The 24,716-nt window shown below is 57.4% G+C and carries 27 protein-coding genes, 2 tRNA genes and 1 pseudogene; 27 read left to right on the top strand and 3 right to left on the bottom strand.

From position 1 onward, the window contains the following. Window positions 1–4: 4 nt before the first annotated feature. From AAEZ05_RS26645 to AAEZ05_RS26540, 22 genes are all read left to right on the top strand, one after another. On the top strand, window positions 5–748 hold the full coding sequence (locus tag AAEZ05_RS26645; protein WP_350649571.1) for a hypothetical protein: 744 nt from the start codon (window positions 5–7) through the stop codon (window positions 746–748). A gap of 123 nt (window positions 749–871) precedes the next feature. Next, entirely contained in the window at window positions 872–1,417 is a 546-nt protein-coding gene (locus tag AAEZ05_RS26640) for a terminase small subunit (RefSeq protein ID WP_350649569.1), read from the top strand. After that, window positions 1,389–3,326, top strand: coding sequence for a phage terminase large subunit family protein (locus tag AAEZ05_RS26635; RefSeq protein WP_350649567.1), 1,938 nt, complete (start codon window positions 1,389–1,391; stop codon window positions 3,324–3,326). The genes AAEZ05_RS26640 and AAEZ05_RS26635 overlap by 29 nt, the downstream gene beginning before the upstream one ends. A gap of 8 nt (window positions 3,327–3,334) precedes the next feature. Beyond that, a complete protein-coding gene (locus tag AAEZ05_RS26630; protein WP_350649565.1) occupies window positions 3,335–3,544 on the top strand; it encodes a phage head-tail joining protein in 210 nt (69 codons plus the stop codon). After that, window positions 3,541–5,070, top strand: coding sequence for a phage portal protein (locus AAEZ05_RS26625; RefSeq protein ID WP_350649563.1), 1,530 nt, complete (start codon window positions 3,541–3,543; stop codon window positions 5,068–5,070). The genes AAEZ05_RS26630 and AAEZ05_RS26625 overlap by 4 nt, the downstream gene beginning before the upstream one ends. A 7-nt stretch (window positions 5,071–5,077) precedes the next feature. Continuing rightward, complete coding sequence (locus tag AAEZ05_RS26620) at window positions 5,078–7,060, top strand: prohead protease/major capsid protein fusion protein (protein ID WP_350649561.1); 1,983 nt, start codon at window positions 5,078–5,080, stop codon at window positions 7,058–7,060. 83 nt (window positions 7,061–7,143) lie between these two features. Then, window positions 7,144–7,494: a DUF2190 family protein gene (locus tag AAEZ05_RS26615; protein WP_350649559.1), complete on the top strand. Its 351-nt coding sequence runs from the start codon at window positions 7,144–7,146 to the stop codon at window positions 7,492–7,494. Then, on the top strand, window positions 7,494–7,841 hold the full coding sequence (locus AAEZ05_RS26610; protein WP_350649557.1) for a head-tail joining protein: 348 nt from the start codon (window positions 7,494–7,496) through the stop codon (window positions 7,839–7,841). Before AAEZ05_RS26615 ends, AAEZ05_RS26610 begins: the two co-directional genes overlap by 1 nt. Before the next feature lie 2 nt (window positions 7,842–7,843). After that, window positions 7,844–8,398 carry a hypothetical protein gene (locus AAEZ05_RS26605; protein WP_350649555.1) on the top strand — a complete coding sequence of 185 codons (555 nt, stop codon included), beginning with the start codon at window positions 7,844–7,846 and terminating at the stop codon, window positions 8,396–8,398. Further along, a complete protein-coding gene (locus AAEZ05_RS26600; protein WP_350649553.1) occupies window positions 8,395–8,586 on the top strand; it encodes a DUF2635 domain-containing protein in 192 nt (63 codons plus the stop codon). Before AAEZ05_RS26605 ends, AAEZ05_RS26600 begins: the two co-directional genes overlap by 4 nt. Continuing rightward, on the top strand, window positions 8,583–10,055 hold the full coding sequence (locus AAEZ05_RS26595; RefSeq protein ID WP_350649551.1) for a phage tail sheath C-terminal domain-containing protein: 1,473 nt from the start codon (window positions 8,583–8,585) through the stop codon (window positions 10,053–10,055). Before AAEZ05_RS26600 ends, AAEZ05_RS26595 begins: the two co-directional genes overlap by 4 nt. A gap of 25 nt (window positions 10,056–10,080) precedes the next feature. After that, the gene (locus AAEZ05_RS26590; protein ID WP_350649549.1) at window positions 10,081–10,449 is read left to right on the top strand and encodes a phage tail tube protein; all 369 of its coding nucleotides are present in this window, start codon (window positions 10,081–10,083) and stop codon (window positions 10,447–10,449) included. Continuing rightward, window positions 10,449–10,751, top strand: a complete 303-nt coding sequence (locus AAEZ05_RS26585; RefSeq protein WP_350649547.1) for a phage tail assembly protein — start codon at window positions 10,449–10,451, stop codon at window positions 10,749–10,751. Before AAEZ05_RS26590 ends, AAEZ05_RS26585 begins: the two co-directional genes overlap by 1 nt. Before the next feature lie 100 nt (window positions 10,752–10,851). Continuing rightward, complete coding sequence (locus tag AAEZ05_RS26580) at window positions 10,852–12,819, top strand: phage tail tape measure protein (RefSeq protein WP_350649545.1); 1,968 nt, start codon at window positions 10,852–10,854, stop codon at window positions 12,817–12,819. Between the two features lie 12 nt (window positions 12,820–12,831). After that, the gene (locus AAEZ05_RS26575; RefSeq protein WP_350649543.1) at window positions 12,832–14,139 is read left to right on the top strand and encodes a DNA circularization protein; all 1,308 of its coding nucleotides are present in this window, start codon (window positions 12,832–12,834) and stop codon (window positions 14,137–14,139) included. Then, window positions 14,132–15,256, top strand: a complete 1,125-nt coding sequence (locus AAEZ05_RS26570) for a phage baseplate assembly protein (protein ID WP_350649541.1) — start codon at window positions 14,132–14,134, stop codon at window positions 15,254–15,256. Before AAEZ05_RS26575 ends, AAEZ05_RS26570 begins: the two co-directional genes overlap by 8 nt. After that, on the top strand, window positions 15,253–15,753 hold the full coding sequence (locus AAEZ05_RS26565) for a phage baseplate assembly protein V (RefSeq protein ID WP_350649539.1): 501 nt from the start codon (window positions 15,253–15,255) through the stop codon (window positions 15,751–15,753). The genes AAEZ05_RS26570 and AAEZ05_RS26565 overlap by 4 nt, the downstream gene beginning before the upstream one ends. Next, window positions 15,753–16,220, top strand: coding sequence for a phage GP46 family protein (locus tag AAEZ05_RS26560; RefSeq protein WP_350649537.1), 468 nt, complete (start codon window positions 15,753–15,755; stop codon window positions 16,218–16,220). The genes AAEZ05_RS26565 and AAEZ05_RS26560 overlap by 1 nt, the downstream gene beginning before the upstream one ends. Continuing rightward, window positions 16,220–17,278 carry a baseplate J/gp47 family protein gene (locus tag AAEZ05_RS26555; RefSeq protein ID WP_350649535.1) on the top strand — a complete coding sequence of 353 codons (1,059 nt, stop codon included), beginning with the start codon at window positions 16,220–16,222 and terminating at the stop codon, window positions 17,276–17,278. The genes AAEZ05_RS26560 and AAEZ05_RS26555 overlap by 1 nt, the downstream gene beginning before the upstream one ends. A gap of 8 nt (window positions 17,279–17,286) precedes the next feature. Next, window positions 17,287–19,071 carry a YmfQ family protein gene (locus AAEZ05_RS26550; protein WP_350649533.1) on the top strand — a complete coding sequence of 595 codons (1,785 nt, stop codon included), beginning with the start codon at window positions 17,287–17,289 and terminating at the stop codon, window positions 19,069–19,071. Between the two features lie 11 nt (window positions 19,072–19,082). After that, a complete protein-coding gene (locus AAEZ05_RS30885; protein ID WP_502947795.1) occupies window positions 19,083–19,922 on the top strand; it encodes a glycine-rich domain-containing protein in 840 nt (279 codons plus the stop codon). Beyond that, entirely contained in the window at window positions 19,919–20,389 is a 471-nt protein-coding gene (locus AAEZ05_RS26540; protein WP_350649529.1) for a tail fiber assembly protein, read from the top strand. The genes AAEZ05_RS30885 and AAEZ05_RS26540 overlap by 4 nt, the downstream gene beginning before the upstream one ends. Window positions 20,390–20,399: 10 nt before the next feature. Here AAEZ05_RS26540 and AAEZ05_RS26535 read toward each other — a convergent pair whose 3' ends face one another. Next, window positions 20,400–21,524 (bottom strand): acyltransferase family protein, encoded by a 1,125-nt coding sequence (locus AAEZ05_RS26535; protein ID WP_350649527.1) that lies wholly within the window; start codon window positions 21,522–21,524, stop codon window positions 20,400–20,402. Between the two features lie 103 nt (window positions 21,525–21,627). Here AAEZ05_RS26535 and AAEZ05_RS26530 point away from each other — a divergent pair. The 3 genes and pseudogenes from AAEZ05_RS26530 to AAEZ05_RS26520 all read left to right on the top strand — a co-directional run. Next, window positions 21,628–21,696, top strand: a pseudogene (locus AAEZ05_RS26530) (glycoside hydrolase family 19 protein); the annotation flags it as partial. Window positions 21,697–21,710: 14 nt separating this feature from the next. Continuing rightward, on the top strand, window positions 21,711–22,136 hold the full coding sequence (locus AAEZ05_RS26525; protein WP_350649525.1) for a cell wall hydrolase: 426 nt from the start codon (window positions 21,711–21,713) through the stop codon (window positions 22,134–22,136). Then, window positions 22,133–22,651, top strand: a complete 519-nt coding sequence (locus AAEZ05_RS26520) for a DUF2514 family protein (protein WP_350649523.1) — start codon at window positions 22,133–22,135, stop codon at window positions 22,649–22,651. The genes AAEZ05_RS26525 and AAEZ05_RS26520 overlap by 4 nt, the downstream gene beginning before the upstream one ends. On the opposite strand, the gene AAEZ05_RS26515 is transcribed toward AAEZ05_RS26520, so the two are convergent. Beyond that, window positions 22,640–22,978, bottom strand: a complete 339-nt coding sequence (locus tag AAEZ05_RS26515) for a hypothetical protein (protein WP_350649521.1) — start codon at window positions 22,976–22,978, stop codon at window positions 22,640–22,642. The genes AAEZ05_RS26520 and AAEZ05_RS26515 overlap by 12 nt on opposite strands. Window positions 22,979–23,403: 425 nt before the next feature. Next, window positions 23,404–24,258: a bifunctional methylenetetrahydrofolate dehydrogenase/methenyltetrahydrofolate cyclohydrolase FolD gene (folD, locus tag AAEZ05_RS26510; RefSeq protein WP_045060163.1), complete on the bottom strand. Its 855-nt coding sequence runs from the start codon at window positions 24,256–24,258 to the stop codon at window positions 23,404–23,406. Window positions 24,259–24,533: 275 nt separating this feature from the next. Between folD and AAEZ05_RS26505 the strand changes: the two genes are divergently transcribed. Next, window positions 24,534–24,610 (top strand) — tRNA-Arg (locus AAEZ05_RS26505). Window positions 24,611–24,642: 32 nt separating this feature from the next. Next, window positions 24,643–24,715 (top strand) — tRNA-His (locus AAEZ05_RS26500). The last annotated feature ends 1 nt before the right edge of the window (window position 24,716 follow it).

Raw genomic sequence — 24,716 nt, 5'->3', positions numbered from 1 at the left:
ATTTGTGGTCAGAATCGATGCTCGCCCTAATGTTCAGCAGCTTTCGAAAGCATTTCGAGAGTTGGACAGCAAGCAGCTTCCTTTCGCGATGGCGTTGATGGCCACTCGATTGGCGATGCTCGTGAAGAAGGGCGAATTGTCAGTCATGCGGGCTCGGCTTGATAGGCCAACCGCAACGACGATGAACAGCCTGTATGTGAAGGTCGCGAAGAAGGGTAACCCCGAGGCACGCACCTTCTTCAAGGATGCGTGGACTTCAGGTGTTCCCGCTGACACGTACCTGCAGCAGCCAGTCAAAGGTGGTCGCCGCCCACACAAACGCTTCGAAAAGGCGCTTATCGCTCGCGGCATCATGAAGTCTGGACAGTACGCAATCCCGGCAGCATCAGCGCTCAATCAGTTCGGCAACGTCCCGCGCGGCACGATCATGAAGATCCTGTCGGGCTTGGGTGCAGCCGAGAGGGTGAGTGGTGTGCAGGCAAACGCCAGTGGCAGCAAACGCAGTAAGCGCAAGGGCAACGCACAGAAGTATTTCGCGGGTGATGTCGATGGGACCCAAGGCATATGGGAGAGGAAGAAGACAGGCTTTGGTGATGCTGTTCGACCTGTCTTCATCTTCAGTGACGGCGAGCCTGGGTATCGAGTGATCATTCCGTTCTACAAGATCGCGGACAACATCGTGAAGGCGAACAGAGCGAAGGAATTCGCCAGCGCGATGGATCAGGCACTGTCGACAGCCCGGCGCTGACCAGCAAGGGTAGGGGTACCCCCCCTTTGGGTCCTTCCGGGGACCCACACCCCTTGCGGGTAATTCGGGCCCCGCCCATCAAATATGTATGACCTTTTTCCCAAGGTTGGTTGTTGTTTAATCATGGCCAAAAACGAAACAACCAAACAGCGCGGGTGGTTGAACAAATCCGAGATGGCTTCGAGCCTGGGGATTTCCCCGCAAGCCTTTGACAAATGGGGAGTTGCGCCTGTCGCACGTATTGGTCGCGAGGCGTTTTATACCGTGCAGAACGTAGTCGAAAACCGCGTTGAACACGCGCAACGGAAACACCAACCGGCGGGTGAGGGAACCGAAGGTGTGGATCCGATGATCGAGTACAAGCTGCTCGAAGAGCGTCGCGGTCTGACAGCAGCCCAGCGGATCGCCCAGGAGAAGAAGAACCTGGTCCTCGACAAGCAGCTGGTGCCGGTACCGTTCGCCACATATGCCCTCGCCAAAATCGCCGCACAGATCGGCTCGAAACTGGACACTGTTGGCAAGACCGTCACTCGGCGTCACCCAGAGGTTGACCCTCGAATCATCGAGTCGGTGGAGCGGGAGATCGCGCTTGCTCGAAATATTGCCGCCAGCTTTGGTGAGCAACTTCCGGAATTATTAGATGAGTACGTTGAGTCCATGGCTGAATGATCTGCGCAAGTCGATCAAGCTAGGACTCCAGGCGCTCTACAAAGAACCACCGCAGACTGCCGTCGAATGGGCGGATGCAAATTTCTACATGTCCGCTGAGTCCTCTTACAACGAGGGCAAGTGGACGACCGAGCCGTTTCAGGTTGCGATCCTGAACAGCATGGGCAATGACCTGATCAACGTCGTCAACTTCATCAAGTCGGCGCGGATCGGTTACACCAAGCTGTTGATGGCGAACATCGGCTACAAGATTCAGCACAAGCGCCGCAACGTGATGATGTGGAGCCCGACTGATCCGGATGCCGAGGACATCAGCAAAAGCCACGTCAACGGGATGATCCGTGACGTGCCGGTGCTGGGAGACCTCGCTCCGTGGTTCGGCCGGAAGCACAGCGACAACACACTCGATCAAAAGATATTCGCGAACCGTCGGACGCTCTGGATCCGAGGCGGCAAGGCTTCGCGGAACTACCGTGAGAAATCTGCCGACGAGGTGATTTACGACGAGCTCTCGAACTTTGACGAAAGCGTCGAAGGCGAGGGCGCTCCGATCACCCTGGGTGACAAGCGACTCAACGGCGCGATTTATCCGAAGTCGATCCGTGGTTCAACGCCGAAGCGTGTCGGCTCCTGCCAGATCACGAAGGCCGTTGAGGAGTCACCTTACTTACTCAAGTTTCATATCGATTGCCCGCACTGCCGACAGGAGCAAACGCTCAAGTGGGGCGGCAAGGACTGCGAGTTCGGTCTGAAGTGGGAAAAGAATGCGCTCGGGGAGGCTGAAAAGGCTTGGTACGTGTGTGAGCACGCCGCCTGCGTCATTTGGCACAACGAGATGGTCGAGTCGTCCAAGACCGGCCGCTGGGTCTGCGAGCACACGGGCATCTGGACCCGTGACGGTATGGACTGGTTTGGTGTTGATGGCGAAATCATCCGCACCCCGCGCTCTGTCAGCTTCAGCATCTGGGCGATTTACAGTACCTGGAGTACATGGCTCAGCCTGGCCGAAGAATGGTTGAAGGTGAAAGGCGACGTCTCGAAGCTGATCACCTTCATCAACACCACCCGCGGCGAAACGTGGGACGACGACCAGGGCGAGAAGCTTGACTCGGAAGTTCTGTACGGTCGCCGCGAAGTTTACCCCCAGGTCCCGGCCCTTGGTTTGGTCCTTGTCGGTGGCATCGATACTCAAGACGACCGTTTCGAGGGCCGTGTCTGGGCGTTCGGTCCAGGCGAGGAAGCGTGGTTGGTGCATCGGTTCATTCTGATGGGCGACCCTGCCAGCGAGGAGCTTCGCCGAAAGGTGGGGCTTGAGCTGCACCGGCAATTCACTCGCGTGGATGGCACCGTCATGAAGGTTGAGCGCTGGACGTGGGACGCCGGCGGTCACTATGCCGACGAGGTCTACGCCGAAAGCCGCAAGCATGGCGTGCACTGGGTCGTGCCAATCCGTGGTGCGACCATCTACGGCAAGCCTATCGCGAACTTCCCGCGCACAAAGAACAAGGTTCACAAGGTCTTCCTGACCGAGGTCGGTACCGACAACGCCAAAGAGTTGCTCTACAGCCGCATGGGCTTGCCTGTCGATACGGCTGCCTCTCAGTCGGGTGTGTCTCAGCCCGGGGTAGTTCATCTACCAGCAAACGACGTGATCTGCGACGAGTCGGAGGTAAAGCAACTCACCTCCGAGAAGAAAAAAGCAGCCATCTCCAAAGGTAAGCGCGTGATGCGCTGGGACAGCGGCGGTCGCCGAAACGAGGCGCTCGATTGCTTCGTGTACGCGCTCGCCGCACTTCGCATCTGCCAGCAGCGTTTCGGGCTTGATCTAGATCTGCTGGTTGCTGCGGTGCCAGGCGGTAATGAACCCGACGCAGAAGATCGACCGCGGAAGAAATCCACATTCTGGTAGTGAGACTTATGGCTTTCACAATCGAGCAGTACCAGGCCTTGCAGGCGGCCATCGCCGAAGGCGCGCTGTCCGTCCGCTACGCCGATAAAAGCGTCACCTACCGGTCACTCGACGAGATGATCCGGATTCTAAAGCTGATGGCCAATTGTTTGGGGTTGGACGCGCACAACGATGGCGGCCGCCGTTACACCTCGTTCTCCAAAGGATATTGCCCATGAGCATGCTCGACAGCCTGTTCCCTGGGTACGCCGCCAAGCGATCAGACGCACGCCTTAAAAAGCTTCGCACTGAAATGACCATGGACGTGATCAAGCGCCGCTTCGAAGGCGCGGCTGGCGGCCGAAGAAATGACGGATGGCGTACCAGCGGCACTGATGCCAATACCGAGAATGCGCCGGCGCTGGCCAAGCTTCGTAACCGAGCGCGGGATCAGCGCCGTAACAACCCTTTTGCAGAACGCGCCATCACAGGCATCGCCGACAACGTTGTCGGCGCGGGGATCGTTCCGCTCCCGTTGGCCAAACGCGATCGAGACGGCGTGAAGTTGATGGACCTTTGGCAGGCATGGGCAGAGACAACTTCCTGCGATGCTGATGGTTTGGAGGATTTCTACGGCCTGCAGCACATGATCATGGAGGCAGTTGCCGAGAGTGGTGAGTGCCTGATACGCCGTCGGCGCCGGTTCAGTTCCGACGGCCTGCCGGTTCCGGTCCAGCTTCAGGTGATTGAGGCCGATTTCCTCGACGAGTCAAAGGCCGCCATCGTTGGGCTTAACCGGATTATTCAAGGCATCGAGTTCGACGCACTTGGAAAGCGTGTCGCCTATTGGTTGTTCGATGAACACCCAGGGGCAAACGTTGCATGGGGTTCACTCCAATCTCGCCGCGTTCCCGCTGAAGACGTGATCCATGTGTTTTTCCGGAAGAGGCCGGGGCAGGCCCGAGGCTACACCTGGCTGGCACCGGTTATTCAGCGGATGCGCAGCTTCGACGAAATGGAAGATGCCGTGATGGAGCAGGCAAAGATCGCCGCCTGCTTTGCTGGATTCATAACCAAGGATCCAGACAACAGCCCTCAGGGTGTCACGAAACGCCCGCCGCTGATTGACCGCATGGAGCCTGGAATGCTTCAGGAGCTGTCGATGGGGGAGGAGGTAAGTTTTGGCACCCCGCCGACATTTAATGGGTACGCCCCGTATTCACTGCAGGCGCTTCACGCAATCGCTGTGGGTCTCGGCGTTCCTTATGAGCTGCTCACTGGAGACCTCAAGGGTGTCAACTTTTCCAGCGGTCGCATGGGTTGGCTCAACTTTGCCCGCCGTGTCGATGTGTGGCAGTGGCGAATGCTGATCCCCCAGCTTTGTGATCAGGTTTGGCGCTGGTTTATGGAGGCGCAGGTCCTGCTTCCAGGCGGTGTCACGGATGACGTAAAGGCCTACTGGGTGCCCCCGCGCCGAGACATGGTTGATCCGAAATCAGAAACGGAAAACGTCATCACCCGCGTGCGCAACGGCCTGACCACTTGGCCTGATGCTCTGCGCGAGCTCGGGATCACAGACCCCAAGCGGCATGCCGAGCAGATCAAAAAAGCCAACGAAATGATCGACAAATACGGCCTGGTCCTGGATTGCGACCCCCGTCGCGTCGCGGCCGCCGGATCACCAAGTCAGCCGCCAATCACCGAAGAGAAAACAGACGATGTCAGCGACGACGAAGAGCAGATCGACGACGAAAAAGACGCATGAAACGCCGATGCTCAGCCTGCGCGCCGCCGTGCGCGAGGGCTCCGTCGACGTTGATGCCCGCACCGTAGAGCTGATTTGGACGACCGGCGCAAAAGGACGTCGTTATTCCTGGGACATCGGCAGCTACATGGAAGAGCTGGAAGTATCCGATACGGCCGTTCGCCTTGATCGGTTGAACAACGGCGCTCCACTGCTGGACACGCACAACCAGTATGAACTCCGGGCGGTACTTGCCGTTGTTGAGCGCGCCTGGATCGAGGGTGGCCAAGGGCACGCCCTCGTACGCTTCAGCAAACGAGAAGATGCCGACGTAGTGTTCAAGGATGTTGCCGACGGAATTCTACGGAATATCAGCGTTGGCTATGCCGTGCACCGCTACGAGGTGACCGAAAGCGAAGACGACAAACTGCCAACCTACCTAGCCGTCGACTGGGAGCCAATGGAGCTCTCTCTTGTTCCGATTGGCTTCGACGACGGCGCGAAGGTCCGTAGCGCCAAGACCGCCGCCGAGTATGAAGGCCAACGATTCAACACGATTTTTGAAGTTCGGGAGGCAAACAAGCCCTCCGAAACACCGGCCGCCGTGCCTACGACCCATGAGGAAGATGCAATGACCGAAGAAGAGAAGCGCGCGGCGGAAGAAGCGAAACGCGCGGCTGACGAAACACTGCGCCGCGAATCCGCTGAAGCGGAGCGCAAACGCAGTCTGAACATCCGCACTATGGCTCGCAAGGTGCAGTTGAACGACGAGGCCTTTGTCGATGACCTGGTTGAACGTGGCGTTTCCGTTTCTGATGCCAGCATCGCGCTGATTGATAAGGTCGCCGAGAAGCAGGCCAAAGATCAGCCTAACACTCGCAACAGCCACCAGACCATTGTGACCGGTGGCCAGGACCAGACCGTTCTGACCGCCAAGCGCGATGCTATGCAGAACGCTTTGCTGCACCGCTGCGACGCCAAAATCAAGCTTGAAGATGCCGGTCGTGAGTTCCGCGGCATGCGCCTGGTGGATATGGCTCGCGAATTCGTGGAGATGGCCGGCGGTAACGCCCGCGGCATGACCCCACAGGAACTGGCTCGTGCCGCTCTGGGTTGCGATCGTCAGGCTGTTCGCGCCGCCGGCATGCACTCTACCAGCGATTTCCCGCTGCTGCTGGGAAGCACCGTCAATCGCACGCTGCGCACTGCCTACACCAACGCGCCACAGACCTGGCGTCCGCTGGGCCGTCAGACCACTGTGCCGGACTTCCGCGCTGTTACCCGCGCTGCGCTGGGTGATATCTCCGCGCTGGAAGCTGTAAAAGAACACGGCGAGTACAAGTACGGCACGCTGTCCGAGGACGGGGCACCAATCAAGGTCGCCAAGTTCGGCAAGATCATCGCCATCACCTGGGAAACCATTGTGAGCGATGACCTGGGCGCGCTGACCCGCATCCCGGCAGCACTGGGCAATGCTGCGGCGGCCACTGAGTCCAACGTGGTATGGGCGCTGCTGCTCGGTAACCCCAACTTTACCGATGGCGTCCCGTTCTACGACGCAAGCCACGGCAACGTTGCAGCAGGCGGTGGCGCAATCAACACCACCACGCTGGCAGCTGCTCGCGCCGCGATGCGCAAACAGAAGTCGAAGGCTGGCGAGTTCCTCAATCTGTCTCCGGAGTTTCTGGTTGTCGGCCCGGACAAGGAGTTGGAAGCTTTTCAGTTCACCAGCTCGGTCTATGTGCCGGCGAAGAACGCCGACATCAATGACGTCCGCAACGCTTCCCTTACGGTGATCGTGGATGCTCGGATCACCGGCAACCAGTGGTATCTGTTTGCGGCGCCGGGCGGAGTCGACACGTTTGAATACGCCTACCTCGAAGGTGAGGAAGGCGTGTTCACCGAGACCCGCGAAGGCTTCGAAGTCGACGGCATGGAGATCAAGGCCCGCCTCGTGTTCGGTGCCGGCTGGATCGATTACCGCGGCGCGTACAAAAACCCAGGCGCGTAAATCGCCAGTTCGATCTGAACCCAAAAGGGCGCCGCGTGGCGCCCTTTTTGATTTCCAGTTTTTGTCTCTAAAGGGGACCTTGCATGAAGACTTTCATCCAGCACGGCGACTGCCTGACCGTTCCTGCTCCGGCCGGCGGCACCATCTCGGGCGAACTTTACAAAGTCGGCGCCATCGTCGGCGTTGCCGCTACCACTGAAGTCGCCGGCGCGCCTGTCGTTCTCAAACTCGACGGTGTCTTTGGCCTGAACAAAACCAGCGCACAAGCCTGGGCAGTGGGCGACCTTCTGTTCATGAACACCAGCACCCGCGCCCTGACCAACGTCTCGGCCACTGGCCTGGTGCTTGTCGGCATGGCCACTGAAGTCGCGGCCAACCCGAGTGCCACCGGTGCCTGCCGTCTCAACGGCGTGTCTGCTCCGGCGCCGGTGTAATGGGCTGGGCCTCCATGGCCCAGCGCATGCTTGGCGTTTCGATCCGTACCTTCAGCGAGCCTACGGCGGCCATCGATCCAGATGGCGCTGTGTACTGGCTGACTGATGGGGTCGCGCCCGGCGTGGCCCTGGCCCAGGCGGTGTTCGATACCGCGCATGTTTCCGTTGATCCAGAGACAGGCGCACCGGTATCGAGCAACAACCCGATCCTCGGCGTTCGGTTGATCGACTTGCCGAACGAACCCACGAACCGCGATCGCGTCCAGGCTCGTGGCGTCTTGTACAAAATCAACGACGTTCAGGCTGACGGCGTGGCCGGTGTGACGCTGTTCCTTCGCAAGGGCTGACCATGGCTCACCCACGAGAACTGATCCGCAAGCAGGCCGTTGCGGTGCTGCTGGGCGCCACAAATGCTGGGGCAAGCGTGTATGCCAGCCGCGTGGCGCCGCTAATTTCCAACGGATGGCAGAGCGAGCTCCCCGCGATCATCGTTTACACGATGGACGAGTCCGGCGAGATCTTTAATCAGGCGCCTCGTGAGTACCGTCGCCGGGTGGAATTGGTGGTGGAAATCCACGCCGAAGGCAACGAAGCGCTGGATGACACGCTGGACACTTTAGCCAGGCAAGTCGAAAGGCTGCTGCTCATGGACGACACGCTTGGCGGTACCGCGAACGATCTTCAGTACTTGCGCTCGCGCATGGTGCTGTTGGATCAGTCGGAGCATCTGACGGGTGCCTGCCGGCTCATCTTTGAGGCCGAGTACTTTGACCGCCACCCAGACGATCTTTTTAACGAAAGCTTGCCGGACCTGAACACGGTCACCACCGAGTACAGCCTGAACCACGCACAACCCAACCCGGCGGATCGTGCCAAAACGATCATCGAGGACCTGAACCCATGACAACGCAGAAGCACGTTAAACCCGCCGCCGGGCGGCTGGTGCGAGATCCGGATACCTACGAGGCCCTCCCCGAGGAAGGCAAGTTGGTTGAAATGAACAGTTACTGGGTACGCAAGGAAGCGGCCGGTGACATTGAATTCGTCGAGCCTGCAGAGCAGGACCTGAAACCCAAGGGTGACAAACAATGACCATCGGATTTAACACCATCCCGGGTGCCGGCTCCCTGCGCAAGCCTGGCGTCTACAGCGAAATCGATAACAGCCAGGCAGTAAGCGGTCCTCAGGCTGTGACCTTCCGCCGTCTGCTCATTGGTCAGAAGCTCGCTGGCGGCATAGCGCCTGCGGGGGCGTTGATTCGAATCACCAGCGCCGCCCAAGCTGATACCCAGTTCGGCGCCGGTTCGATGCTTGCCGGAATGGTCCGTGCAGCATTGGCTGTCGATAGCTACACCGAGCTGCAGGTCATGCCTTTGGCTGACAATGCCGCAGGCGTTGCTGCAACCGGGACCCTCGTGTTCACCGGCACAGCTACAGCGTCGGGCACTATCGAATTGATGATCGCAGGGCGCCGGGTATCCGTCGGAGTCATCAGCGGGAACACCGCGGCGATCATTGCTACTGCCGTCGTCGCTGCGATTACCGCCTCATCCGACATGCCAGTCACTGCAGTGGCTGCCACCGGCACGGTAACGCTCACCAGTCGTCACAAAGGTGAGGCAGGCAACAGCATCAATGCCCGGGTGAACTACTTCGCGGGTCAGGCACTCCCCGCAGGCGTGACGCTCGCGATCACCGCGTTTACTGGCGGCACAAGTAATCCCTCGCTTGCTACGGCATTGGCCGCAATCGGCGATGAGTGGTTCCATGCTTGGGGCGTTGCGTACTCTGATGCCTCCACCTTGGCGGAGCTCAAGGTTGAACTGGACAGCCGATTCGCTTGGGGCCGCGAGATCGAGGCACACGCTTTTGCCGCAGCGCGTGGCACCCAAGGCACGCTCAGTGCACTTGGAAGGACCCACAACAACGAACACTTGGTCATCGCGATGGCCAACGACGAGCCAATGCCGGCTTATGAAAAGGCAGCTGAGACCATGGCGATCGCGGCTTACTACGCAGCCATCGATCCCGCTCGTCCAATTCAGAATCTGCCCTACGTTTGGTGTCTGCCGCCGGCGGCTGCGAATCGCCTGACCAACCAAGAGCGAAACCTGCTGCTGTTCGACGGTATCGCCACTACGAAGGTCAGCTCCGACGGCGTAATGCTGGTGGAGCGGTTGATCACCACTTACAAGACCAACGCCGCCGGCGCTTCGGATATCAGCTACCTGGACAGCGAAACGTTGTTCACCTTGATGTACATCCGTCACGACTGGCGCGATTACGTCTTGCGCAAATACCCACGCCACAAGCTCGCCGATGACGGCACTCGATACGGCATCGGCCAGGCAGTAGTTACCCCAGTGGTGATGAAAGCTGAGGCCATTGCCAAGTTCCGCGAGTGGGAGGATTTAGGCCTGGTAGAGAACATCGACGCGTTCAAAGCCAACCTCATCGCCGAGCGCAATGCCAGCGACCCGAACCGGATGGATGTGCTTTTGCCACCGGACCTGGTCAATCAACTGCGGATTGTCGCCAACAAAATTCAATTCCGCCTGTAACGGCGGCCGCCAGGAGAGATAGAACATGGCAGGCAAAAACCGCATTGGCGGAATCATCAGCTTGAAGATCAACGGCGACATGTACTTCGCCAAGGGCAACTTCACCTACAACCTCGGGAAGCCAAAAAAGGAGGGCGTGGTCGGCAGCGACCGCGTCCATGGTTATAAGGAGGTGCCGCAGGTGCCATTTATCGAGGGCGAGATCACCGACCGCAACGAGTTGAATCTCGAAGACCTGGTCACCCTTGATGACGCCACGGTCACGCTGGAGCTGTCGAACGGCAAGGTGATCATGCTGCGTGAGGGCTGGTACGCCGGCGAGGGTACCGGGAACACCGAAGAGGGCAACATTGCTCTTCGCATCGAAGGCATGTCGGCTGAGGAAGTTCGCTGATGGCTAAGCAAAAAGTTATCACCCTGGTCGAGCCTGCTGAATACGGCAAGGAAACCTTCACCGAGGTCACCGTCACCCGCAAGCTGAAGTACCTTCGTGGTCATGCCCTGCGCATTACCTCGGACGGTAAGGGCAGCGGCGGCGTCGACATGGACTTCGCCACCCTGATTGACTTGGCCGCCAAGATGGTGGGCCAACCGGCCGCCATGATCGAAGAACTCAGCGAGGATGATCAGGCGGTCCTGATTCAGGAAGCCCGGGATTTTTTACTGAAGCACCTCGGGGGTGGGAGTCAGGAGTGACTGTCGTCGTCAAGGTGATGGGCGTTCAGCCCACGGAAGTCATGGAAATGGATTTCGAACAGCTGGACTGGTGGCTTGAACGCACTGAGGAATGGGTCGGATGGCAAACAAAGGATACTCCCTAGACGTCGTCATCAAAGCCGTCGACAAGCTCACCGCCCCATTGCGCGGCATCTTCTCCAAGGTTAAGGCAGCCAGCGCTGGAGTGGCCGGTGCGCTTGATCGTACTGGTCTACCTGTCTTCGCAAACAGCCTAAAGGGTGTGGGCAGTGCGGTGGGTGGTATCGGTACCGCAGTCAGTTCGAGTGCGAAAAGGCTGCTCGGGCTGGGAGCGACGCTGGGCATTACCGGGGCCGCTCTGAACCTTTTCTTCCAGGGCTTCGCCGATGCCACCGGCGCGATCGGTGACACGGCCGAACGTACGGGTATCAGCCGCGAGCGATTCCAGGAGCTGAGCTTTGCGGCGAAGCTCACTGGCTCGTCGGCCGAGACTTTGGGCGGCGCGCTGCAGAAGATGCAGATCAACGTTGGCAAAGCGACGGCGGGCTCGAAGGACCTGAAGGACATGTTCAAGGGCCTTGGTATCAGCATTAAGGACTCTTCGGGCAAGCTCAAGAGCAGTGATGCGTTGTTCGATACGTTCGTTGACCGTATTTCGAAGATAAAGGACCCTTCGCTGCAGGCGGAGGCTGCGGTGAAGATTTTCGGTAAAAGTGCTACAGAGTTGCTGCCACTTATTCGCGGTGGCGGCGCAGGTATCAAGGAAATGGCAGACGAGGCCCGTCGTTTGGGAATCGTCATTTCTGATAGTGCAGTCCGCGAGGGTGAAGTCTTCGGGGACACGCTCGATACCATCCACGCTGCACTCAGTGGCGTCGGCAATTCGATTGGCAGCTCGTTGGTGCCACAGTTGAATATCCTTGGCGCCAAGCTGATCGAGAACATCGTCAAGTATCGGCCGCAGATCGAGGCATTCGCGACGGCGTTTGCTGCGGATTTACCCGGAAATATTGTGAAAGTGACCAGCTTTATTGGTGACCTTTACGACGGAATCAAGCCGCTGATCAACCTCGTTGGCGATCTCAGCGATGTCTTCGGTGGAGCGAATTTGATCTTCGCGGCACTCGCCTTGTACATAGGTGGCGGGCTGGTGATGAGCGTACTAAATCTTGCGCTCGCGCTGAAAGGCTTAGGCGTTGCGATCGCACTCACTCCCGTCGGTTGGTTCCTTGCTGCGGTTGTTGCGATCGGCGCCGCAGCTTTTGTCATCTACCGGAACTGGGACAACATCGTAGCGTTCTTCGCGGAAAAGTGGGCGGGGGTAAAAGCCGCATTCAGCGACGGAATTATCAACGGCATCGTGAAAGTGTGGCTCGAGTACAACCCGATCACACTGATGATGGAAGCCTTCAGTGGGCTGGTTCAATACCTAACCGGCTGGGACCTCGGCGCAATTGTCGGCGCCAAGGTCAGCGCTCTGGTGGACGTGTGGCTCGAGTACAACCCAGCCAAATTGATGATCGATGGCTTCCAGAAACTCACTGAATTCCTTGCTGGTTTGGATCTGGCTGCGGTCTTTGGTTCAAAGGTCAGCGCCATTGCTGATGTCTGGCGCGAATACAACCCTGCAAAACTGATGATCGATGGCTTCGGAGGGCTCATCAAGTACTTGGCCAGCTGGGACTTGGGGGCAATTCTAGGCTCGAAAATCTCGGACGCTGTCGGCGCTATAAAAAATGGTTTGCCCGATTGGGCGAAGAATTTGCTGGGCATCGATGGCGCCTTTGTCAGCGGCGTTCCGGGCGAGGCTCCCGGCACCTCCAGCGTTGCGACGACACTGGCAGCGGATCCAGGCGCCGCTCTCGGGCCTCGTCGCTCAGTCAACGAGTTGGGTCAGCGCGCAGCTCAGTTAGGGCAAACCGCTGCGCAGGCAGTCGACCAGCCCGCCCAAAAGGTGTTGGTCCAAGTCGACATGAACAATCTCCCACCAGGCACCAAGGTGAAGACCGAAGGCAGCCAGGGGGCGACGTTCGATACCGACCTCGGTTACTCAATGATGGCCCCATAACCGGAGTTTTCCATGACTTGGCGAGACACCTACCGCGCCGCGACTTTTCGCGGCGTGGCCTTTTTTGTGGAAAGTGCGGACAGCAGCCATGGTCGGCGTCAGGCGGTTCATGAAACTGCGCAGCGCGATACTCCGTACACCGAAGACCTTGGCCGAAAGTCCCGAGAGTTCTCAGTCGTCGGCTACCTGCTCGGCAAGGACTACCACCTAAATCGGGACGAACTGATTAAAGCTTGCGAGCTCGCAGGCCCGGGTGCACTGGTTCACCCTTATCGCGGCGAGCTGAACGTTGTCTGTCGTGGATTAAACGTCAGCGAGACGACAGCGGAAGGTGGGAAGTGCACGATTTCCATCAGGTTCTTGGAAGCAGGGGAGGCGGCTTATCCCTCGGCAAATGTTGATAGCGTCAATGCCATCAGCGCCAAGGGCAACACCGTGACCGCTACGGCAGAGAAAAGCTTTTTATCCGATTTCCTCACCTCTGGGTTTCCGGCATATGTCGCTGAATCTGCTGCTTCTGGGTTGGCTGCACTCGGTGAATACATGGCTGCGCCAGGTTTGAGCTTCTCAGGTGATTTGAAGGCGGCTTCGGACTTTTACTTGCAGGCGCGCGGGCTCGTGTCGGACGCTTCCGATTTGGTTCAGAAACCATTGAACATGGTCAGCCGTATCACAGGTTTGATCGGCTCGGTGCGTTCGGCTTTCGGTACAAACGCTCTCAGCATGCTGACCAACTTGTTCGACCGCTCCCCATCGACTTATTCGGGCAGCACTGCAACGCCAAGTCGTCAGCAACAAGCGACCAACGCAACCGCCATGAATGCACTTGTGCGTCAGGTGGCCATGGCCGAAGCAGCCAAGGCGGCGGTGGTCACCCAAACACCGGTAGCTGTCACTACGAGCATTACTCAGACAGCGACAGGTACAACGCGGACGTCGACAAGCGCAACACAGACTGCTCCTGGCTTCTCTCAATCGCGCCCCGTTCCTACTGTTTACGACAGCTACCAAGCGGCAATCAAGGTTCGCGAGGACCTCGTTGAACGTATAGACGCCGAAAGCGAAGTCACGCCGAACGACGAGATCTACGTCGCGCTGTCGGACTTGCGCACCAGCGTGGTCCAGGCCGTGCCCAACCCTGAGCAAAACCTTGCGCGGATTGTCCAGTACGTCCCGCGAGAGACATTGCCTTCGCTGCTGGTGGCTTACCAGATTTACGGCGACGCTGGCCGTGCCGACGAAATCGCAACCCGCAACGCACCGCGACACCCAGGGTTTTTAACGGGCGGACAACAGCTTGAGGTTCTTGCAGATGGATGACCTGGAACTGTTGGTCAACGGGATGAAGTACTCCGGCTGGTCCTCGCTAGGTGTTACCCGTGCAATCGATGCGGCAACAACAGCTTTCACAGCAACGCTCACCGAGAAGTGGGAAGCGGGAAACAATTCTCCAGCGCAGGTTGAACCCTGGCCCATCCTTCCGGGTGATGCGTGCGAGGTCAGGCTGGCCAACTTTCCGATGGTGATCGGCTACGTCGATATCTTCAAACCGTCCTACAGCGCGAATGATCACACGATCAACGTTCAGGGCCGGGACAAGGTTGCGGACCTGGTGGATTGCAGCGCCATGCACGCGCCTGATGAGTGGAAAAACATCGACCTGCTCAAGTTTGCGCAGATCCTCGCGGCGCCGTTCGGTGTGACGGTGAAGGCGGATATCGGTGTGGGCGAGCCTTTTCAGGTGTGCAAGCTTCAACAGGGTGAAACGGCATTCAAAGCGATCGAGCGTTACGCCCGGCAGCGCAAGGCACTGTTAATGCCCGACGGCGCCGGCGGTTTGTTGATCACGCGCGCCGGCGTACGCCGGGCTTCGACCGCTCTGGTCCAGGGCGAAAACATACTGAGTGCCAGCGGCACCATCGATCACAGCCAGCGGTTTAGTAGTTACCAGGTTAAAGGCCAGGCGAGCTACAGCCCCGACAGCACTGGAGAGACCGAGGCTCACATACAGGGTGGCGTCACCGACAGCGGCGTCAGTCGTTATCGGCCGATGCTTCTGGTAGCGGAAATCGGGGGCACGTCCGCAAGCCTTCAGGATCGTGCTACGTGGGAGGCAAACAGCCGCATAGGCAAGTCGGCTGCAGCCAGCGTTACGGTCCAAGGGTGGCGGCAAAGCCCAGGCAGCGCTCTGTGGGAGCCTGGTCTTCTGGTTTACGTTCGGTCGTCCTGGCTTCGCATGGACGGGTGGATGTTGATCCGCCAGGTGACATATGAACGCGGCGAGGGCGGGACCACCGCCAAGCTTGAGATCGTAAGTCCGCAAGCCTTCGATCCAGAACCACCGGACGGGCGAAAAGCGAAACAAGCGAAAGCCGGCAAAAAGGGCCAGCGAAATATCTGGGCCGAGGCCATTGGGGAAGAGGATCCGCCGAAATGAGGGAAGCAATCCGCGAGATCAGTAGCCGGGTATTGATGATGTTCTCCCGAGGCGTCCTGCGGGGCGTCACGGATTCTGGCCCAAGGCAGCAGGTGCAGGTTGAGCTGTTCAAGGATGAACTCCGCGACGGCCTCGAGCATATGCAGAACTACGGCTTCACCAGTCACCCACTGGGTGGAGATGTTGCGGTTGCGTTTTTGGGTGGCAATCGTGAGCAGGGCATTGTCCTGGTGGTTGATGATCGCCGATACCGAATTCCTCTGCAGGCAGGCGAGGTCGCCATCTATGACGATCAAGGCAACAAGATCGAGCTGCTCCGCGGCATGGTGAAGGTCACTGCTGCTCAGCACGTTGAGGTGGTGTCACCGACTATCAAATTGGTAGGCAACATCGAAGTGATCGGCGACATCGTCACCACCGGCACCATCACCAACAACGGCAAACGAATCGACAGTACCCATACGCACATGAATGGTGGTTCAGGAGTACCAGTCTAATGGCCGATGCCGCAATGGTAATGACCGAAAACGGCGGTGCCCTTGTTCTATCGGGTTTCGACCTGGAACGCGACGACGGGTTAGAGACCGCCGTGATTATCAGCCTCTTCACCGATCGCCGGGCCAGTAGCGAGCAGATCCCCGTCGAGCTGCCGCAGGACGACCTGCGTGGTTACTGGGGCGATATCAGCAATGCCACACCGACAGACCAGACCGGTTCATTGCTTTGGCTGCTGGCCAGAGAAAAACAACTACCGCAGATCCTTGGCCGCGCCCAGCAGTATTGCCGGGAGGCACTGGAGTGGATGGTAGAGGACCTGGTCGCAACGCGCGTTGAAGTGGCGGCCGAGTTTATAGCTCAAGGTTGGATGCTAATAACCGTCGACATTTTCAGGCCAACCGGTTCGCCGGTTCGCTATCGCTTCAATCATGAATGGGCGGCCCAAGCCGCGAAGAGGTCTGCCTGATGCCATTTGCTCGACCCACACTGACCGAGCTAATCGAACGAGTGATCACCGACATCAGCAGTCGAGTGACCGGTGTCGACAGTGCTGTGCTTCGGCGATCACTGCTCGGAATTATCGGCCAGTCCGAAGCTGGCGCGGTTCACTTGCTTTATGGCTTTCTGGATTGGATCGCCAAACAATCGATCATCGACACCGCCGAAAAGGAATACCTCGAACGATGGGCCGCGATCTGGAAGATCACGCGTAAGACCGCTGGCTTTGCCGGTGGCCAGGCAGCATTTCTCGGAACCATCGGTTCGACCATTCTCGACGGCACAATTGTGCAGCGACAGGACGGTATCCAATACAAGGTGCTCGGCGATGGTGTGTTCGGAGCCAGTCCTTTGGCCGTGCCAGTGCTGGCGCTGGAGGCGGGGGAGGCTGGTAACTTCGACGCGGGGCTACCCATCTTCCTGCTATCGCCAATTGCCGGGGTCCAATCGACAGGATCGAGCGCGACGAAGATTGAGGGCGGCGTCGATACCGAGTCGGATCAAAGGCTGTTGGCCAGACTGCTGGCGCGTATTCAGCAACCCCCGCATGGTGGGGCGGATTTTGACTATGTGATGTGGGCTCTGGAGGTCTCCGGCGTCACCCGCGCCTGGGTCTATCCCCGCCAGATGGGCGCGGGGACGGTGACTGTGTTGTTCGTGTGTGACGACTTGCCGGACATTATCCCCACTCCGGCGAAAGTCGCTGAAGTCCAGGCGTATATCAACGCCCGGCGGCCGGTGACTGCCGAAGTGTTCGTCGCTGCCCCCATTCCTGATCCGCTCAACATGACCATCAAGCTGCTTCCGAATACCGCCGCAGTTCGTGCGGCGGTCACCGCCGAAGTTGCCGATTTGATTGTTCGCGACTCCAGGCCAGGCGCCCCAACGCTTATTAGTCGATTGCGTGAATCAGTGTCGCTTGCAGCAGGCGAGGCAGACAACGCCATCGTCACGCCGACAGCCGACGTCCCGCATGCAACCGGGCATATGGCGACAATTGGAACACTTACCTTTTCCAGCTTCTAGGAGGCTGAATGCCTACAGCTGCCGAATACAGAGAGCAGCTGAAACAGCTGCTTCCTCCCGGTCAAGCATTCCCGCGTGACCCAGGTACCACGCTTCACGATCTGCTCGACGGTATGTCAATCGAACTCGCTCGTATAGATGCCAGGGGGCGCGCGTTGCCGCTTGAAGCAAATCCTGGCAGCTCGAATGAGTTACTCCCTGATTGGGAGCGCGTCGCGGGGCTTCCCGACCGATGCTCTGGAGTTTTAGAGGAAACTATTCAGGGGCGGCGTAACGCCCTGCTGACGAAACTGTCGAGCACAGGTGGTCAATCAATACCTTATTTCATCAGCGTCGCTGCAGCGCTCGGCTATCAGGTGACAATTACCGAGTTTCTCCCTTTCCGAGTTGGTCGCTCAGTAGTGGGGGATGCATTGACAAATGGGGATTGGGCTTTCGCGTGGCAAGTGAACGCACCCGAAACTACCGTGGTCACGTTTCGAGTGGGTCTTTCGGCCGTTGGTGAACCATTGCGTACATGGGGCACTGGTTCGCTCGAGTGCAAAATCCGTCAGCTTGCGCCGGCTCACACGATCCCGATATTCACATATGCGAATTCATCACTCGATCTGTTATTTGACGTTGGAGCGTACCTGCTGAATCAGCAGAGCTCGTCGTTTGGCGTATTGATAACCTTCACTCGGTCAACTGCAGCTGGGCGTTGGAACGCACTTGGTGAGTACGAGATGATTGGGATAAATCAACCTCGATTTGATTATGACCCGGTCACGCATGCTCCACTTGGTCTACTGATCGAAGAGTCTCGAACAAATATCTACAGCTTTTCCCAAGCATTCTCTAACGCAGCTTGGAGTAAGGGCTTGGCAACGATTACGACGCCGGCCGGATCGTCTCCAATCGGCACGGTGCATAAGTTTATTGAGAGTACATCTGCAGGCCCTCACTTCTTGCAGCGATCGAACAATGCGATTGCTGGAGCTACTTACAGTGCGTTTCGCGTACTCAAAGCAGAAGAGCGTTCGATTGTTCGAGCGCAATTCTACTCGTCATTTGCGCATGCTCAGGCAGACTTTAATTTGGAGACAGGTATAGCCAGCGGAAATGGCAAGATGACAAATATTGGAGATGGTTGGTACATTTGTGAGATCAATGGAACTATATCTACATCAGTCTCCGTTGCTGACCGCTGGTACCCGTTAGATGAATCGGGCAGTACATCATATGTGGGCGATGGGGTATCTGGATATTTGGTCTCCGCATCTCAACTTGAGCAGGCCACTTTTTCGACTTCATATATTCCTACTACTACCGTTTCTGCTGCTCGCGCGGCTGACGTTGCAAGCATGGATAGCCTTTCCAATTGGTATAAACAGGGCGAAGGCACACTATACGTAGAGGCTTCGTCATTTTCATCGAGCACTGGAACAGGCAAACAGTTTGTTTTGCTAGGAGCTACAGCGGCAGATCGAATTGGACTGGGGCTGAATGCGATAAACCAAACGAACGGCAGCGCTGTGGCAAATAGTGCTGTTCAATGTGATTTCAAAGGAGGAGCAGTAGCTCCGCGATCCGTATGCAAGCAGGCCCTATGCTGGGGATTGGGCTCCGCCTCCTATACATCGCAAGGAGATGAGCCTTTGCAGGATGCCACCGTCACTGCGCCACTTCTAACAAGTATGCGCATTGGCTCTTACGTAGCAAACGCGAATTTTACAAACGGGTATATACGCAAGATTCGCTACTTTCCGCGTCGACTATCTGAAGCAGATCTCCAAGCCCTAACCCTCTCCTAGGAAAATACCAAATGCACAGAATTGACGGTCCTGGCGCTGCCGTGGGCGGCTTCTTTACGGAAGGCGATCCAGTGAGCGGCACTGCTGCCACAGTAGTAACTGACGATTGGATGAATGACGTCCAAGAAAACATCATGGCCGTCTTGACGGCAGGTGGAGTTTCACCAACGAAAGGGCGAGCACAAGATCTGTTGGACTCCCTAAGAGGTCGTTTGATAGGGATCAGGACTTTTACGTCTAATGGGACGTATACGCCTACTCCCGGAACTACGAGCGTCATCGTTGAGGTCCAAGGAGGTGGTGGAGCTGGAGGCGGTGTAACAGCAGCCGCTGCCTCTCAGGTAAGTTCTGCGGCTGGAGGCAACTCCGGTGCCTACGGAAAATCACGACTGAGTACCGGCTTTTCCGGGGTGACTATTGCAGTCGGTGCTGGCGGCGTCGGTGTATCAGGCGCTGCCGGTGGGACAGGTGGGGCATCGTCATTTGGCGCACTAATCAGCGCGCCAGGTGGTGTTGGCGGACTCGTTGGTGCATCGCAAACCCCTCCATATGTCAACATCCCGTCAGCTACGTCCGCAGCGACTGGCGGAAACATTATCAACGCTTCAGCTGGCTCGGGATCCCCTGGTATCGTGATTACGATTACCCAAGGAGGCGGCGGTATTGGAGGGCCGTCAGTATTTGGTGGTGGTGGCCGAGTGGTTGGCGTTGGCCCGGGAAGCAGCTTCGCAGGGATTGCTGCCACGAGCCCAGGGGCTGGTGGCTCAGGCGCTACCGGCAGCAACGGTAGCACAGCAGCGGCAGGCGGCAATGGCGCCGCAGGTATTGTGATTGTTTGGGAGTATGCATGATGCGGATATACGCGCGAGTTGAGCATGGTGCCTATGTTGAGTGCATTACCCCTGTTACTTACACGGCGGATCTGGAGGTGGTGCACGCAGGAGCTGAAAGCCGTATTGGCAAAGAGGTGCCAATTGTTGAGCGGTTTACACCTGAAATGGTTTCCACTCTCGTGGATATCACCGATCTCAACCCCGCACCGAAAATTGGATGGCTGTATGACGGCGAGCATTTCGCAGTACAGGTCCCATTTGAGGAGTCACCAGAAGAGATCCTGGCGGCGAACAAGTTGCAGATGGACAAGTTACTTACAAGAGCTTCTTCAGCCATGACACCTTTGCTGGTGGCGCTTCAGCTTGGGGATGCGACGATCGAGGAAACTGAGCTTGCCAGAAAATGGCAAAGCTACTGCCGCAGTGTAAAATCCGTTGACTTGAAGGTGAAAGCCCCTGCGTGGCCAAATTTGCCAGCCTTGTGATCGCACGATATTACAGTGAGGCCGGTAGGGCAGATTTCGAACTTATAAATCGGGTCAATATCCCTTTCAGCCAGTTTGAGAACTGCGTTTCTACGTACCGGTGAAACACTGCTGCCACGGCAAATATTGTTATCACCAATACGGGAACAAATATTTGAATCACGCCCATGGGTGGGCTGCCGTTTGCCGCGAAATAAACCAATGATGCTTTGACCAAGGCCAAATGCGTAACGTAGAGAGAAAAAGACACCTTCCCTATCCAAATCAGAGGTTGCGGCGTCGGAATTCGGATCGTCTTGCTCGCGATAGCCAGGCAGAGCACGAACACGGCCAGTGAGAATCCCCATTCTTTTATGCCGTGCAGGTAGGCGATCCCGAAGTAGTTATACCAAATAACAAACACTGAAGCTGCGAGCACCGTGAATGCCGCTAACCACTTATGTTTGAAGGAAATCCGATTATTCAAGTAAATTTTACCGATTAACGCACCTGCAAAAAACTCAAGAATTATCGGGTTGGTCATCAAATTAAAGTAGGAGAAATCAAATCGATACGAATTAAAAGGAGATAGGTTTAGTGTTCTGAATAGAAGTGGGGCGATGATGACGGTTGCGCTGACGAACAAAGCGAAAGCGGCAAACCTGAATTTTCTAAATAGCAAAGACGCGCCGAAAATAGCATAGAAGTACATCTCAAAATTCAGCGTCCATCCGACCGGGATCACTGATCCGAAATACAGGGCTGCGTCCTTGTTCACTGGGATGAAGAACACGCTCTCAAAAAATGCGCGCGCGCTACCGGTCGCATCGAAAAACGCCGATCCATGCTCGACAATCAATATCCAGAAAATTGTAGCGGCGAAGTACGTCGGCCACACACGGAAAAATCTATTAACCGCAAAGTTCCTAACAGAAGCCAGGCTTCCGTCATTGTTCCTTGTGGAATAAACCATGATAAATCCGCTGATTATAAAAAATAGATCCACTCCCATTGCGCCTGGCAGGAGGATTTTTTCTATGAGCGGGTATTGATCAGATTCTTTGAAAAAATCACGACAGTGACAAAAGACTACAAGCAGCGCCGCCAGGCCTCTGATGGCCTGAACCCAGTCCAACTTACCTGAATCCTTGGTCATGAATCCCGCCTTCTGCAGATGTTGTCGTTGTATCCGGCGCGATGATACGGGGCTGTCCGGTTGTGCGCCACTTAACCTGAAACTCAGAAAATTGGAGAAGCCTATGCCAATCACGGCGGCGCAGTTGCTGCAGATCCTACCGAGCGCCGGCAAACAAGCCGGCGTTTTTGCGCATGGAGAACACCTATGATCGTATCGGAAAAAGACCGCGACATCCTCGCTCGCACACTATGGGGAGAGGCGCGCGGCGAAAGTTTGGCCGGGCAGATCGCCGTGGCCTGGACCATCCGTAACCGAGTGTTTGACGGCAAGGCCAGATCTTGGTGGGGCGAGGGCTATTCCGGAGTTTGCCAGAAACCGTACCAGTTCAGTTGCTGGAACAAGAGTGACCCAAATTACGTGTTCCTGATCGGCATAAAGCAGATTGTGTTTCGCGAGCTGGCCCAGGCGCGCATTGCTGCCGACCAAGTGATTGACGGGAAGGTGGATGACCCCACCGGCGGAGCCACGCACTATCACGCCACCACAATGCCAAAGGCTCCAGCCTGGGCCTTGAAGGCAAAGCAGACACTCAAACTAGGCCGCCATGTGTTCTTCAAGGATGTGCCATGAACGCGATCCTGCTGCGGGCGCTTCCTTATTTAGGCGCAGTGTTGCTGACGGCCGGCGCATTGTTCGGCGCTTATCACCATGGCGTTAGTGTCACAAACGCGACTTGGCAGTCGCAATGGAGTGAGCGCGATAGCCGAGACGCCAAGGCCAAGTCAGACAACGAGGCAGCTTCCCGAGCTCAGGAGCAGGCCTTTCAACAGTCAATCAACAAGGCGGTACAAGATGGTCAACGCACTATCGATCAAGCCACGGCTGACGCTGCCGATGCTCGCGCTGCTGCTGACGGCCTGCGCGGGACCGCAGACGCAATTGCCGCTCGACTCGCAGCCAGTCAAGCCAGCGGCAATTCCTGCATTGCCACCGCTAGCCAGGCAGCTGCCCGCTCCGCAGGTGTGCTTGCCGACGTGCTCAAGCGCGCTGACCAGCGAGCGGGCGACCTGGCTGAAATTGCTGACCAAGCCAGAGCCCGCGGAATAACCTGTGAGCAGGCGTACTACGGGATTTCAGGAAAGTGAGTTGTTCGCAAGTTTGACCTCAGTGGCATGCAGCTCTCGTCGCAGCTTTTCGTTCTGGTCGCGGACCATCGACAAGCTGCGGATCTCCGCCAGCTGTGCCGATGTTTCCGCCTCAAGATTTGCCATCCAGGCTTTGGCCTTCTTCAACTCGCTGGCCAGCACGTCGTTCATTTCGACCAGGCCCGAGATAGTTTCTTTCGCTGAGCGAAGCTGGTCTCTCACGCTCTGAAGGTCTTCCTCTAGCGTGCCCGCATAATGCTTTAGGGTTTGGAGCTCAGTAGGGCTTCCCAGCCAGTCGCTGGTGTCTTCGATTTCGTACGGGTCCACGGTGATGCCTTTTCGGGTACTGTTTAGATATACAGTAATCGAGGCGCGACGATTGGGCGATGGTGAAGCGACGAACTGAAGGAATTGGATTGTGTTCGGTCGGCAGGACGCCATGGAGGGATTGAAGCTCGTACCAATTTTTGTACCACTGCGTGTGTTTCGCAGCAGTTTGGTGGGTGGAGCAGGGTAGGCAAGCCCCAGTAAACACTGGGGCTGGCTACATTGGGAAACCTAGCGAAACCCATTTTTAATATTAGGAGTATGGCTGAAGAACTGTCGATGGTTGATCAAATAACCGGTGAAAGTCCTTGAAAAGACGTACAAAACAGCGGGTTTCCGGCGAATGGTAGGTTGGGTTCGGCGAATACAAAAAACCCCGCCATTGGCGGGGTTTGTTGGCTCAGCTTGCACGGCACAAAACGCCATCAGCCATGCAGGGTTTCTGCTGCGTACAGGGTGTTTTCCAGCAGGCACGCACGCGTCATCGGACCTACGCCGCCAGGCACCGGGGTGATCCAGCCGGCGCGGGGCAGGGCGGTTTCGTAGATCACGTCACCGACCAGCTTGCCGTCGTCCTGACGGTTGATGCCGACGTCGATAACGATTGCGCCTTCCTTGATCCACTCGCCCCGGACCAGCCCCGGCTTGCCGGCGGCGACCACCACCAGGTCAGCGCGGCCGACGTGGCCGGCCAGGTCCTTGGTGAAGCGGTGGGTGACCGTCACGGTGCAGCCGGCCAGCAGAAGTTCCATGGCCATCGGGCGACCGACGATGTTCGATGCGCCTACGACCACCGCGTCCATGCCGTACAGGTCGACGCCGGTGCTTTCCAGCAAGGTCATGATGCCTTTGGGTGTGCACGGGCGCAGCAGCGGGATGCGCTGGGCGAGGCGGCCGACGTTGTAAGGGTGGAAACCGTCAACGTCCTTGTCCGGGCGAATGCGTTCCAGGAGCTTGGAAGCGTCCAGGTGTTCCGGCAGGGGCAGTTGAAGCAGGACGCCGTCGATTGCCGGGTCGTCGTTGAGGCGATCGATCAGCTGGGTGAGTGCTTCCTGGGTGGTTTCTGAAGGCAGGTCATAAGCTTGGGACAGGAAGCCGACCTCTTCACAGTCTTTACGCTTGTGCGAGACATAAACCTGAGAGGCAGGATCGCTGCCGACCAGGATCACCGCGAGACCGGGCGTGCGCAGGCCTTGCTGGCGACGCTCGGTGACGCGTTTGGCGATCTGCTGGCGCAGGCTGGCGGCGATCGATTTGCCGTCGATTAGTTGTGCAGTCATTGCGCGTGATTAACCATCGAGAGGGGAAAAAAAGAGAACGCATTCTCGCATGTCATGCGGTGAGGGCAAAGGCGCTTGGTCTGCAAATTCCTCTAACCCCTTTAATTAAATGAATTTTTTTTAAAAAGGATTTGACGCCCTTTGGGGCGGTCTATACTATTCGTCGCACTTGTCGGGCACAGCCTAGCACTGGTTAAGAAGGTTGAGCGGAGTTCCGATTCTGCGAGACTGGAAAGCACTTAGTTTGTAGTCGTCCAAGAGTACAGATTAACAAGGCGCCCGTAGCTCAGCTGGATAGAGCATCCGCCTTCTAAGCGGATGGTCGCAGGTTCGAGTCCTGCCGGGTGCGCCATTAGGCAGCTTTGGCACAAGTAGCGCGATATGGTGGGCGTAGCTCAGTTGGTAGAGCACGGGATTGTGACTCCCGTTGTCGAGGGTTCGATCCCCTTCGTCCACCC

It is taken from the genome of Pseudomonas sp. HY13-MNA-CIBAN-0226 (assembly GCF_040310305.1).
Taxonomy (GTDB): Bacteria; Pseudomonadota; Gammaproteobacteria; order Pseudomonadales; family Pseudomonadaceae; genus Aquipseudomonas; species Aquipseudomonas gregormendelii.
This window is presented reverse-complemented; position numbering and strand designations above follow the sequence as displayed.